The 12,670-nt window shown below is 66.3% G+C and carries 13 protein-coding genes; 2 read left to right on the top strand and 11 right to left on the bottom strand.

Annotation, left to right across the window (positions count from 1 at the left end; all coding sequences use genetic code 11):
• Positions 1-12: 12 nt before the first annotated feature.
• The 5 genes from QRN13_RS02570 to QRN13_RS02550 form a co-directional block, all read right to left on the bottom strand.
• The gene (locus QRN13_RS02570) at positions 13-624 is read right to left on the bottom strand and encodes a thioredoxin domain-containing protein (RefSeq protein ID WP_284876727.1); all 612 of its coding nucleotides are present in this window, start codon (positions 622-624) and stop codon (positions 13-15) included.
• 15 nt (positions 625-639) lie between these two features.
• A complete protein-coding gene (locus QRN13_RS02565; protein WP_039246870.1) occupies positions 640-1,284 on the bottom strand; it encodes a DsbA family protein in 645 nt (214 codons plus the stop codon).
• A 107-nt stretch (positions 1,285-1,391) separates the two neighbouring features.
• The gene (locus QRN13_RS02560) at positions 1,392-1,847 is read right to left on the bottom strand and encodes a response regulator (RefSeq protein ID WP_082503461.1); all 456 of its coding nucleotides are present in this window, start codon (positions 1,845-1,847) and stop codon (positions 1,392-1,394) included.
• The gene (locus QRN13_RS02555; protein WP_055754079.1) at positions 1,848-2,942 is read right to left on the bottom strand and encodes a PAS domain-containing protein; all 1,095 of its coding nucleotides are present in this window, start codon (positions 2,940-2,942) and stop codon (positions 1,848-1,850) included. It lies immediately after the preceding gene.
• 107 nt (positions 2,943-3,049) lie between these two features.
• Positions 3,050-3,604, bottom strand: a complete 555-nt coding sequence (locus tag QRN13_RS02550; protein ID WP_055754080.1) for a DUF721 domain-containing protein — start codon at positions 3,602-3,604, stop codon at positions 3,050-3,052.
• 20 nt (positions 3,605-3,624) lie between these two features.
• Here QRN13_RS02550 and mutY point away from each other — a divergent pair, with 20 nt between their 5' ends.
• Positions 3,625-4,674 carry an A/G-specific adenine glycosylase gene (gene mutY / locus QRN13_RS02545; protein WP_284876726.1) on the top strand — a complete coding sequence of 350 codons (1,050 nt, stop codon included), beginning with the start codon at positions 3,625-3,627 and terminating at the stop codon, positions 4,672-4,674.
• A gap of 3 nt (positions 4,675-4,677) precedes the next feature.
• On the opposite strand, the gene QRN13_RS02540 is transcribed toward mutY, so the two are convergent.
• The 4 genes from QRN13_RS02540 to QRN13_RS02525 all read right to left on the bottom strand — a co-directional run bounded on the left by QRN13_RS02540 (position 4,678) and on the right by QRN13_RS02525 (position 10,921).
• Entirely contained in the window at positions 4,678-6,825 is a 2,148-nt protein-coding gene (locus QRN13_RS02540) for an amylo-alpha-1,6-glucosidase (RefSeq protein WP_284876725.1), read from the bottom strand.
• Positions 6,826-6,973: 148 nt separating this feature from the next.
• A complete protein-coding gene (locus QRN13_RS02535; RefSeq protein WP_284876724.1) occupies positions 6,974-8,404 on the bottom strand; it encodes a pilus assembly protein TadG-related protein in 1,431 nt (476 codons plus the stop codon).
• A 102-nt stretch (positions 8,405-8,506) separates the two neighbouring features.
• Positions 8,507-9,619 (bottom strand): glycosyltransferase family 4 protein, encoded by a 1,113-nt coding sequence (locus QRN13_RS02530; RefSeq protein WP_066554628.1) that lies wholly within the window; start codon positions 9,617-9,619, stop codon positions 8,507-8,509.
• A gap of 210 nt (positions 9,620-9,829) precedes the next feature.
• Complete coding sequence (locus QRN13_RS02525; RefSeq protein ID WP_284876723.1) at positions 9,830-10,921, bottom strand: site-specific DNA-methyltransferase; 1,092 nt, start codon at positions 10,919-10,921, stop codon at positions 9,830-9,832.
• A 194-nt stretch (positions 10,922-11,115) separates the two neighbouring features.
• On the opposite strand from QRN13_RS02525, the gene QRN13_RS02520 reads away from it, so the two are divergent.
• Positions 11,116-11,319: a hypothetical protein gene (locus QRN13_RS02520; RefSeq protein ID WP_228763748.1), complete on the top strand. Its 204-nt coding sequence runs from the start codon at positions 11,116-11,118 to the stop codon at positions 11,317-11,319.
• Positions 11,320-11,326: 7 nt separating this feature from the next.
• Here QRN13_RS02520 and QRN13_RS02515 read toward each other — a convergent pair whose 3' ends face one another.
• Positions 11,327-11,503 carry a hypothetical protein gene (locus tag QRN13_RS02515; RefSeq protein WP_284876722.1) on the bottom strand — a complete coding sequence of 59 codons (177 nt, stop codon included), beginning with the start codon at positions 11,501-11,503 and terminating at the stop codon, positions 11,327-11,329.
• Between the two features lie 51 nt (positions 11,504-11,554).
• Positions 11,555-12,670, bottom strand: coding sequence for an HlyD family secretion protein (locus QRN13_RS02510; RefSeq protein ID WP_284876721.1), 1,116 nt, complete (start codon positions 12,668-12,670; stop codon positions 11,555-11,557).

The raw sequence follows: 12,670 nt of genomic DNA, 5'->3' as shown, positions 1-12,670 counted from the left end.
CGTCCTGGCGGACTACCGAAGCAGCGGATCGATGGCGGCCGACAGGGCCTCCAGCGAATGCTCCATCACCATCGTCCCGTTGACGAAGAAGGTGGGCGTGCCGGCGACGCCGGCGGCGCGCGCACCCTCGATCTGGGCGTCGAGGGCCGTACGGATGGTCGGGCCGTTCAGGCAGGCCTCGATCTGCTCGCGGGTCTTGCCGCTGGCGGCGATGCCGGCTGCGAACCAGGGCTGGGCGCCGGTGGTCTGCAGGTTGGCCTGATCGCGCATGAAGACGGCCGCCACGTCGAAATAGCGTTCGGGCGCGGCGCACAGGGCGACCGCAGCCGCGGCGGCGGCGACATTGGCGGGCGCGGTCGGCAGGTTGCGGTGAACCAGCCGGACCTTGCCGGTGTCGATATATTTGGCCTTGAAGGCCGGCAGCACAGTGTTGTGGAAGTCCGCACAGTGCGAGCAGGTGAAGGACGCGTATTCAATCACCGTGACCGGCGCATTCGCCCGACCCAGGATATGATCCTGGGCCGTGACGGGCGGGGGCGCATCGGCGGCGAGCGCCGGCGTCGCCAAGCCGCCGGACAGAGCGGCGAGGGCGAAACCGGCGGCGATAAAGGCGCGTCGCATCATCTGATTTGGCCTCGGTTACTTGGCCAGGGCCGCGTCGATGGCGGTGGACAGGTCGGCCAGGCTGGCGCCTTCGCCGCCGGGCGAGATGACCTGGGTTTCGTTGACGTAGAAGGCCGGGGTGCCGGTCACGCCCTGGGCGCGGGCGGCCTGGACGCGCTTCTCCATGGCGGCGACAGCGTCCTTGTCGGTGACGCAGTCATTGAACTGCTGCTCGGACAGGCCGGCGGCCTGGGCGGTGCGCAGCAGCCAGTCGCGCGGCGAGGACGTCAGCATCTCCTGCTGCGTCGCCATCAGCTGGTGAACCACGTCGAAATACTTGTCCGGACCGGCGCAGCGCGCGACCAGGAAGCCGGCGGTGGCGGCGTCGACCGGCGGGGTCGGCAGTTCGCGGAAGACGTAGCGGACCTTGTTGGTGTCGACGTATTTGGCCTTGAACGCCGGCCAGGTGTTCTTCTGCCACAGGGCGCAGTGGGGGCAGGTGACCGAGGCGTATTCGACCACCGTGACCTTGGCGCCTTCGGGCGCGCCCAGACCCATGTCGCCCTCGGCCGCACCCTTGGCGCCGCCGCCGCAGGCCGCCAAAGCCATGGTCGCCAGTGCGGCGCCGGTGATGGCCGCACGACGGCTCATGCGGGCGAAGCGGGATTCAGTGTCGGCCATGAAGGTTCCTCGGATCGGATCGTTGGCGATGATCGCGCGATTCCCCGGGAATGGCGCAACCGTGAACTAGTCTGGAACAGGTGCGGCGAAGTTTTGTCAACAGCGCCTTATCCGCGCGCCCAGGCCCGATTGATCGCCGGTGCGGGGATGAAACTTTGCGGCCTGTCCTGGCGGGGCGGCGGATCGCTTATGCCCTGCTGAATGAAGCGCATCGCCGACAGCAGGCCGGACCGTGAGAAGGGCTTGGGGATCACGCCGTGGGCGCCCAGGAAGTCCTCGGGGATCATCTTGGGGTTGGCGGTCAGAAAGACAACGGCCGTGGACGGCCAGCGATCCTTTATCAGGCGACAAACGTCCAGACCGCTGGAGTTATCCGCCAGCTGGATGTCGACAAAGGCGATGTCGGGCGGCGCGTCGAGCGACAGCGACTCGACCTCGCTCAGGGACATGGCTTCTCCGACCAGCCGGTGGCCTTCGTCCTCAAGCATCGCCTCGAGGTCCATCACAAGCAGGGCCTCGTCCTCGACGACCAGGATGTCGAAGTGAGGCCCGGCGGCGCGCACCTAGCCGCTCACGGGGAAGTCGACGACCGCGCGCGTTCCGGGGTCGGCTGGCAGCCACAGCGTCTTGCCGCCGATCTGCTTTGAAAGACGACCGATCAAAGTCTTGCCCAATCCCTGATGCGCAGCGCCGGGAATGCCGGGGCCGTCGTCCTGAACAACGACCTGGCCGCCTTGTTCCGTTCTTTTGGCCGAGACGATCAATCGGCCGCCGCGATCCTCGGGGAAGCCGTGCTTGATCGCATTGGTCAGCAGTTCGTTGATGATCAGCCCGATCGACGAGGCATGGGTCGAAGGAATGAACATGGGCTCCACATCGACGGACACCTCGATATCGGTGCGTCCTGTCGAGCCAATCACATCGGCGACCAGGGTGTTGGTGAAGGCGCCGACGTCAAACTGGGTGACGTCCTCGGACTGATAGAGTTTGCGGTGAACGGTCGCCAGGGCGTCCACTCGCTCTAACATGGAGTCCAAGGTGGCGGTCAGGGCCGGATCGGACAGCGAGCGCGATTGCAGCCGCAGCAGCGAGCCGATCATGGTCAGGTTGTTCTTGACCCTGTGATCGACCTCGTGAAGCAGTAGGGTCTTGGCGGCGAGCGCCTCTTGCAGATCGGCGGTGCGGGCGGCGACTTCGCGTTCGACCAGGGCCTTCTGCTTTTCGACATAGGCCTGGGCCTCGATCCGCTCGGTCACGTCCAACTGCGAGGCGAAGAAATATTCGATGTCGCCGTGGGCGTTGCGCACAGGGCTGATGAACAGGGCGTTCCAGAAGGTGCTGCCGTCCTTGCGATAGTTCAGCAGATCGATGTGGATGTCTGTACCGGCCTGCAGGGCGTCGCGGATTTTGGCCACGGCGTCCCTATCGGAATCTGGCCCCTGAAGAAAACGGCAGTTCTGGCCGATGATCTCGTCGCGCTCGTAGCCGGTCAGGTCCTGAAAGGCCTTGTTGGCGAAGACGATGGGATTGTCGTCGCGACGCGGGTCGGTGATGACCATCGGCATGCGCGTGCCACGTATGGCAGCGGCGAACGGATCTCCGCGCCCGATTTCGTGTTCGACGACATCGGTAAGTCGCCAGTCGTCTTGCTGCTTCATCGGGGCTCGGAATACAGGCGCGCGACCGGAAGCGCCGTGCGGATATTTGTCGCTTTACAATCTCTTCCTACAGCACCGGGGGGCGACTGCCAACCAAGGCGCGGCGCTCAGTCGGACTTGATGTCGGAGCGCGACAGGGCGACGCGGCCCAGCCGGACCAAGGCGGCGCGCAGATCGTCGGGGGCTGAAGCAATCGATGCGGCCAGATCGGCCTCGGCCTCGGCGGGCAGGGGCGGCGGCTTGGCGCTGCGTTTGGGACGGGCGGCGGCCTCCTTCAAAGGGGCGACCGGACCCTGGGCGATGCGCAACCGGTCCACGGTCCCGGCGCCCAGGAACAGGTTGACGCGGGCCAAGATGTCCTCGGACTGATGCTGGATCAGCAGGGCGGCGGCGCCGGCGACGCGCAACTCCAGCACGCCGGGCTGACCGCCCTTGCCCTTGGTCAGCTTCTGCGGGCGGGTGACGCGCGCCAGGCGATCGCCGACGATCTCGCGCCAGCGGGGCTCCAGCGCGCCGGCGCCGCGTCCGAACTGTTCGTCCAGCTTCTTGATCAGGGGCGTCAGCGCCTTGCCCGCGCGCGGCGCCGGTCGGGGGACCGGACGGGTGCGGCGGCGAGACAGGATCTCGCGGACCTCGGCGTCTGTGGGCAGCGTGCGGCGCATGGGTCTATATAGCCCGACCGATGCCTGACGTCTCTCCCGACATAGACCTGATCCGCTCGCGGCTGCTGGCCTGGTACGACGCCCATGCGCGCAGCCTGCCGTGGCGAGCGGCCGTCGGCGCGCCGCGGACCGAGCCATACCGCGTCTGGTTGTCGGAGGTCATGCTGCAGCAGACGACCGTGCCGCATGCGACGCCGTATTTCCACGCCTTCACCACGCGCTGGCCGACGGTCTCGGACCTGGCGGCGGCCGAGGATGCAGAGGTGATGGGGGCCTGGGCGGGACTGGGCTACTATGCGCGTGCGCGCAATCTGCTTGCCTGTGCGCGCGCGGTGGCGGGCGAGCATGGCGGGGTGTTTCCGGACACCGAGGCGGCGCTGCTCGCCCTGCCGGGCGTCGGCGCCTACACGGCCGCAGCCGTCGCCTCCATCGCCTTCAACCGGGCGGCCAATGTGGTGGACGGCAATGTCGAGCGGGTCATGGCGCGTCTGTTCGCGGTCGAGACGCCGGTCCCCGCCGCCCGGCCCGAGCTGAGGCGGCTGGCCGGCCTGTTCGTCACCGACGAGCGGCCAGGGGATTGGGCGCAGGCGTTGATGGATCTGGGCGCGACGGTTTGCCGGCCCAAATCACCGTCGTGCGTGACCTGTCCGGTAGCCAGCGAATGCCTGGGTCTGGCCACGGGCGACCCGACCCGGTTCCCGATAAAGACGAAGAAGGCGGAGCAGCCGCATCGGCGGGGCATCGCCTATGTGCTGGTTGACGACCAGGGGCGGGTCGCAGTCGAGACGCGACCCGAAAAGGGGCTGCTGGGCGGAATGCTGGGCCTGCCGACCAGCGACTGGACGACAGGCGAGCCTGTTGCCGCAGCGCCGGTCGAGGCCGACTGGCGCGACGCGGGGGCTGTGGAGCACGTCTTCACCCACTTCAGCCTGACGCTGGCGGTGATGACCGCGCGCGTCGATGCGGACGGTGACTATCGCTGGATGCCGATCGAGGCGGCCCGGGCCGCCCTGCCGACGGTTTTCGCCAAGGCGCTGGACCGGGCGAGCGTGCCTGATCTGTTCGGCTGAGGCCTATCGCAACGTGCGGATCGAAACCTTGCCCTGCTTGTGATGCGGGATGACCACGGCGCGACCGTCGGCGTGCTGGATATTCAGATCGACAACGGCGACGCCGACTTCCAGGCCGGTGATCTTGAGACGATCCAGACCGGCGGGCAGGACGGGGTCAGAGAGATCGACCGTCTCGGTCCAGGCGTCGATCGACAGGCCCAGGGTCGCCTGAAGCATCAGGAAAACCGATCCCGCCGCCCAGGCCTGGGGCAGGCAGGCGACCGGATAGGCGATGGGCGGCTCGCCCGGCTCACGCGGGAAGCCGCAGAAAAGTTCGGGCAGCCGCAGGTGGAAGTGGGCGGCCGCAGCGTAGATCTCGGCCAGGATTTGCGCGACCGCATCGCGCTCGCCGTAAGCCGCCATGCCGGCGGCGGCCATGGCGGTGTCGTGCGGCCAGACCGAGCCGTTGTGATAGCTCATCGGATTGAAGCGGGCCTGTCCGACCTCCAGGGTGCGGATGCCCCAGCCGGTGCGGAACTCGGCGGTCAGCAGGCGTTTGGTGACGCGCCGCGCGCGTTCCAGCGACGGCAGGCCGGTGAACAGCAGGTGTCCAGCGTTGGAGGCGATGGCGCGACATTGCTGGCCGTCGCCGTCGAGGGCCACGGCATAGAAGCCCTCATCTTCCATCCAGAACTTTTCCTCGACCAGCGAGCGGACCTGTTCGGCGCGCATCCGCCATTCGGTCGTGCGATCGTCGTGCAGGCGCTCGCCCAGATCACCCAGCGCTTTCCAGGCGGCGAAGGCGTAGCCCTGGACCTCCAGAAGCGCGATCGGACCTTTGGGGAAGCGACCGTCGGCGTGGAAGATGGAATCCTCAGAGTCCTTCCAGCCCTGGTTGGACAGGCCGGTGTCGGCCCCGCGCTGGTAGTCGATCAGGCCGTCATTGTTGCTGTCGCCATAGTCGCGCATCCAGTCGGCGGCCGCGATCAGATTGGGCCAGAGCTTGCGGATCAGATTCAGATCGCCGGTGCGGTTGGCGTAGGCTCCGGCCAGGGCCACGAACAGACAGGTGGTGTCGACCCCGCCGTAATAGAGGCCGAACGGCACCTCATGCAGGGCGCTCATCTCGCCGCCGCGCGTCTCGTGCATGATCTTGCCAGGCTGGCTGTCCCGGTAAAGCGAGGTCTCGGTCGCCTGACGCGAGGCCAGATAGGTCAGCACGCCCTTGGCCAGCGACGGGTCCAGCCACAGCATTTGCCAGGCCGAGATGATGCCGTCGCGGCCGAACGGGGTCGAGAACCACGGCGTGCCCGCATAGGGATAGGGGCCGGTCGGCAGGTCTGTGGTCAACAGCGCCATGTCGGCGCGCGACTGGTCCAGCCAGTCGTTGAAGCGCGGGCTGCGCGGGCCGCGCACCGAGGCGCCGCGCCGGCGTTTGGCGCGCATGGCCAGGCGCGCCTGTATGGCGTTCTGTCGCCAACGGTCGGCGTCCGGTGTCTCGCAGGCGTCCACGCCGCACTCGATGAACAGGTCCAGGGAGCGGCCCTTGGGCAGGCTGAACATGAACTCGGCGCGCTGATGCGTCAGGCGCGCGGGCGGTTCGGAGAAGGCGATACAGCTGGATCGATCCACGTCGTCCAGCCCGGTGTAGCGGAAGGTGACGCGGCGACCGTCGGTGGTCGGCGTGTGGATCGTCCCGCGCTTGGCCCGAGGCGTGCCGCGCACCTGGAAGATATCGAAGAAGTCCGCGCCGAAGTCGAAGGCCAGCGGCAGCAGGATGTCCTCCACCCCGTGGTTGACCATGCGGATGCGCTCGAACATCCGCCGGTTCCACAGGAAGCGCCGGCGCTCGATATGCAGGACACCAGCCGGGGCCGATCGACCGCCCATCGGGGGCAGGGGACGGTTGGTGGTGTGGCAGGAAAAGAAGACGTTGTCCTGGCTGACGCCGGACGACAGGCGCGACGGCTTCAGCAGGCCGACGGTCATGGCCCAGCGCGACAGGACGCGGGTGTCACCCGCGAACAGGCCGTCGGCGCCGCCCTTCATGTCGCCCCACCCGTCGGCGACCAGGAAGGTGTCGCCTTCCTTCAGCGCCATCAGCTGTTCGAGACCCGTGGCCTCGACCGATTCACCGGCGGTCAGTTGAGTGGAATAGGCGTCGTCCATGCGGTCTCTTCCCCGTCGTTGTGAGGCCTCGGCCGAACGTGTCGCACCCGAATGCGGCGCTCAGGGGCCGCTTGCAGACTTTAATGGGCAAGTCGCCGACGAGTTCAGGCGAACCTGTGCTTTTTCATCGCCAAGCGACCTGAGAGACTTACTTGATCAGCCGTACGACGCCGATGGACCGCGCGATGTCGCGGAAGGCGGCTTCCAGAGCGGCGCTGTCTTCTGCCAGGAAGGCATGGTCGGAATCGCTGGCGCAGGTCCTCAGCAAATTGCGCCCGTTCTGCGTGGGCACGTTCAGGCCGACGGTGAAGACCTCGATCTTGTTCGACTTGGCATAGGTGCAGATCGAACCGAAATCGGCATCCGTCGCCGCCAGCTCATTGGCTTTGGCCGTTGCGACGTGCGCGCCGTCCGACGAGCGGTAACGCAGGGTGTTCACACCATCGGTCATCAGCACCAAAATCTTGCGCGGCGTGCGGTTCGCCGGATCGTAGGCGCCGCCTTCCTGGAACGGCGCGGTAGGCGACAGCAGATTGATGCCCCAGATCAGGCCGGATGGAATGTGGGTTTCGGGTTTGTAGCCGCCGACATTGATGACGAGGTTCTTGATTGCGTTCAGCACGCTGGACTTGCTCTTGGACAAGGGGCTGACCGCATTCAGGCAGCTCTGGCCCGTCGTCAGGAAACCCTTGTAGGGCGTCGCCGGCGACTGGTCGTTCAGCCGCGTCGTGCCGACGTTGCGCGAATAGACGCAGCCGAACCACTTGTAGCTGACGTTGCAAGCATAGGGCGGGACGGTGACCGTCTTGACCACCTGATCCTTGTAGCAGGTGCCGGTCTCGCTGACGCCGTCGCGCACGGTGGTGCAGGGGTAGGGAGTGCCGCCGCTGTAGGTCGTCTTGGTCGTGCAGGTGCGCTCCTGAACATAGTCGTCGGGCACGGAAATCCACGAGGCCTTACGATTGCCAATCCCGACGTTGACGTAGTCCGCATAAGGCACGACGCCGATCGAGACCTCGTCGCTCTCGGTCGCCATCAACTCGTTGACCAGCAGACTGGCCGAGCTCTTCAGCGCATCGATCCGCTTGATCGAGCGGCTGTCCTTTTCGCTCATCGACCAGGTGTTATCGAGCACCAGGACGGTCTCGATCTTCTGCGCCACGCCGCGCGTCGCCTCGGACAGGGCGTTGATGTCGAACTGTTTGACGCCCGCCAGACCCGCGAAGATGGGCTTGACCCCGCCCTTGAAAGTCACCCTGACGATTTTGCCATCGACGTATTGGGTGCCGGTCTTCCAGCCATCGATCAGTTGGCCAGTCTTAAGATTGGCCTCCAGATAGGGACCGCTGACCGCTTCCAGTTCCTTGACGGTCTGGGCGCGGGACGCCGCAGCCCCCAACGCTGCTGCATCGAGCGCTTCCTGGACCTGGTTCCTGACCGAGACATAGCGATTGATGTCGATGGCCAGGCCGACCATCAGTGTCAGCCCCATGGCGGACAGGGCGAAGAAGGTCGCAATGTTGCCCGCGGTATTCCGGCGCAGATGCGCCAGCCGCCGCCTCATCGCTGTCCATTGCATAGTGGTCGCCCCGATTTGGGACGACCGTAATGGATAAGCTTAACTTTTGGGTGAACGCCGTTACAAACTCAGGATTGCAACGGCGTCCCGACTGAGTTGGTTTCAGGCGGTGGCGGCGAAGCTGCGTTCTTCACGAGGACGCAACGGCGTGACCACGTCATCCAGCGCGGTTTCCGCGAACGGGCGACGGGCCAGCAGATCGCCGTAGACGTCCAGATACCGGCGCGCCATGGCGGTGGCCGAGAACCGCAGATCAAACCGCGCGCGGATCGCCTCGCGGTCCAGCAGATGCGCGCGTCCGGCCGCGGCGATGGCCTGTTCCATCGTATCGACCAGGAAGCCGGTGGCGCCGTCTTCGATGACCTCAGGCGTCGAGCCGCAGCGGAAAGCGATCACCGGCGTGCCGCAGGCCATGGCCTCGATCATCACCAAACCGAACGGCTCCGGCCAGTCGATAGGGAAAAGCAGGGCCTCGGCGCCGCCGAGGAAGGCAGACTTCTGGTGATCGCCGATCTCGCCGATGAACTCGATCAGCGGATTGCCCTCGACGAGCGGGCGGATGGTCTCTTCCCAATAGCGTTTGTCGGCGGCGTCCACCTTGGCGGCCATCTTCAGACGCTTGCCCAGTTTGGTGGCGATCTCGATGGCGCGGTCGGGGCGTTTCTCGGGCGAGATGCGACCCAGGAAGGCTAGATAGCCCTCGGACTTCGGGGAGAAGATGTACTGTTCGCCCGGCATGCCGTGATGGACGGTGGCTTTCCAGTTGGCGAAATGCAGCGGCTTACGCTGATCATCGGAAATGGAGACCAGGCCGAACTCGCTCCAGCGCGCATAGACGCCGGGCAGGTCCTTCATATCCAGACGGCCATGCAGCGTCGTCAGAGTCTTGTCCGCATATTTCTGGAACAGCGGGAAGTGGACCATGTCGGTATGGAAGTGGATGACGTCGAACTCGTCGGCGCGGTCCAACACTTCGCCCAGCATCGACAGGTGGGCGGCGAGGTCGGATTTCAACGGCGCCGGATCCAGACGGATCGCCTGATCACGCACGGGCACAAGACGCGCCTTGGTCTGGGCATCGGCGCTGGCGAACAGCGTCACGTCGTGGCCCAGATCGACCAGGGCGTCGGTCAGATGCGCGACCACACGTTCCGTACCGCCGTACAGCTTGGGAGGCACAGCCTCGTACAACGGGGTGATCTGCGCGATTTTCATGGTGATGTGCTCCGACACCGCATCCTGGCGGGCCGTTGACATCAATGTTCTCGCAACTGCGAAGTTCCGTCGCAGCTGATGAATTTTCACATACGTTTCGCGGGGTTACAGCGAAGCTGACCCATATTGAGTGTGCGAAATCGTACGTATTGGCGACGGATTGCCGGCTAAGTGATTGATGTGGCTTACGCGACGCGCGGTCGCAGCGGCTTACATCGCGGCGCGAACTTCCGAACGGAGGGCGTCGATGGATTTCAGCCCCTGGTCGGTCTTGAAGCGCCAGTAGGTCCAGCCGTTGCAGGCCGGTGCGTTTTCCAGCAGCGCGCCCAGCTTGTGGATCGAGCCGCTGAGCGAACCGTGAACCAGCGAACCGTCCGCACGAACACGCGCCTCGCGCTCACCCTTTGGGCAATACAGACGGTCGCCGGGTTGCAGCAGGCCGGCCTCGACCAAGGCGCCGAACGGCACCTTGGGCTCGGCGCGCTTGGAGCCTGTGACCATCAGGTCTTCGGGGCGGGCAGGGATGACCGAGGCGATACGGGTTTCGGCGACCTCGGCATAAGTCTCGTCACGCTCGATGCCGACGTAGTGGCGGCCGAGGCGTTTGGCGGCGGCGCCGGTGGTGCCGGTGCCGAAGAAGGGATCCAGGATCACGTCGCCGGGGCGCGTCGCCGACAGCAGGACGCGGTGCAGCAGGGCTTCGGGCTTCTGGGTCGGATGGGCCTTCTTGCCGTCGGCGTCCTTGATCCGCTCCTCGCCCGTGCACAGGGCGAAGGTCCAGTCTGAGCGCATCTGGGTGTCTTCGTTGAAAGCCTTCAGCGCATCATAGTTGAAGGTGTAGCGCTTCTGATCCCGCGACTTGGCGGCCCAGATCAGGGTTTCATGGGCGTTGGTGAACCGGGTGCCCTTGAAGTTCGGCATCGGGTTGGACTTGCGCCAGATGATGTCGTTCAGCACCCAGAAGCCCAGGTCCTGGATCGCCGATCCCAGGCGGAAGACGTTGTGGTAGCTGCCGATCACCCAGATCGAGCCCTCGGGCTTCAGGACGCGGCGGCATTCCGCCAGCCAGGCGCGGGTGAAGGCGTCGTAGTCGGCGAAGCTGGCGAACTTATCCCAGTCGTCATCGACCGCATCGACCTTGGAATTGTCGGGACGCAGCAGGTCGCCGCCCAGCTGCAGATTATAGGGCGGATCGGCGAAGACCATGTCCACCGAGGCGTCGGGCAGGCTTTTCAGCACCTCGATGCAGTCGCCACGATGAATGACGTCCTTGGCGAGGACAGGGGTCTTCAGATCGGACATGGAAACGCGGCCCCGCAACAGTGAGACCACTATGGTGAATCCTTGTGGTTAAGGTGGATTAAACGGCAGGGTCAGCCGGACGATTTTGCAAAACCGACCGCACCATCCACAGCCTTCTTGGGTCAGCGTGTTCCTGATTTGTTCCGTTTGTGCTCTAACCGTCTGCGGCGGTCGGCGGCGTGATGGAGGATCAGATGAACGACGGAATCCTGGCCCATATGATGGCCGAACTGGATGCGGAACTGGCGCGGGCGGAGCCGTCCTTGCCCGCTCATCCCGAACATACGCGCCAGACCGAGATCATGCGCGCCCTGGCCTTGGGGTTGGGAAACTTTGAGCGGATGCGGGCGCACGACGTGCATCTGCTCGCCGCCAGCCTGTCGCCGCGATCAGCCTGATCCGGCGTCAGGGTTTGCGCTTGAACGTGTCGCCGATCTCAGCAGCGTCCAGGCCGTCCGGTCCCGCGCTCTGGCGCTCGGCCTGACCGACCGCCTTCGTTGCCTTGTCAGAGGTCAGGGCGTCCGGTTTGCCGGCTGGATCGGCGCCGTTCTCTTCACGACCTTTGGTCTGTTCGCGGTCCATGGTGCTCTCCGTTGCTGGGACAGGTAGCGCGATCGGGAGCTGCGCGTTCCGTCAGCCGGCCGTATTGACCTTCGCCACCACCGACATGCCCGGCGCCAGGCGCTCGGCGGCGGGCTGGTTCGGGTCGATGCGGATGCGGACCGGGATGCGCTGGGCCACCTTGGTGAAGTTGCCGGTGGCGTTGTCGGGGCGGATGACGCTGAACTCCGACCCGGCGGCGGGGGCGATGCGTTCGACATGGCCGCGCAGGGTCTGGCCGCCCAGGGCGTCGACGGTGATCTCGACCGGCTGGCCGACGCGGATGTTCTTCATCTGCGTCTCCTTCATATTGGCCGTGACCCAGACCACGTCCGGCACCAGACCCATCAGTTGGGTGCCCGCGGTCACATACTGGCCCTGGCGCACGCCGATCTCGCCCAGACGACCGGCGCGGGGGGCGACGATGCGGGTGTTGGCCAGGTCGATCTGGGCCAGGCGCACGGCGGCCTGGGCGTTCTCGACGGCGGCGGCCAGGCTGTCGCGGCCGACGACGGCGGAGGTGACGCCGGTCTGGGCGATGCCCTCGGCGGCGCGGGCCTGGGCGACCTGGGCCTGGGCGCTGCGCAGGGCGGCCTCGGCGACGTCTACATTGGCCTGGGCGACCCAGCCGCCGGCCTTCAGGGTGCGGGCGCGGTTGGCGTCGGCCTGGGCCCGTGTCAGCGTCGCTTCGGCGGCGGCGATGGAGGCGCGCTGCTGGGCCACCGATCCGCGCGCCGACGCCTGGGTCTGGGCCGAGTTGGACAGGGCTGCCTGGGCCGAGTGCAGGCTGGCCTCCGCCTGCTCCAGCCGCTGGCGATAGATGCGGTCGTCCACCTGGGCCAGCAACTGCCCCTGTTGGACGGTCTGGAAGTCCTGGACCGGCACGGCCGTGACATAGCCGTTCACCTGCGGGCTGATGATCGTCACCTGGCCGCGCACATAGGCGTTGTCCGTGCGCTGGATCGCGCCCCGGAAGGGCGGCAACTGCCAGGCGTACAGCACCATCAGAACGCCCAGCAGGGCGACCCCGGCGGCGATGACGGTCCACATGACGTTCTTCTTCGGCGCAGGCGCAGGCGGAGCAGCGGCAGGCGCTTGCGGGGCGGCGGGGGCGGAAGAGGCGGGGGCGGGCGGGGCGGCGTCGGTCAT

The organism is Brevundimonas sp. MEB006b (genome assembly GCF_030209705.1).
Classification (GTDB): Bacteria; Pseudomonadota; Alphaproteobacteria; order Caulobacterales; family Caulobacteraceae; genus Brevundimonas.
This window is presented reverse-complemented; position numbering and strand designations above follow the sequence as displayed.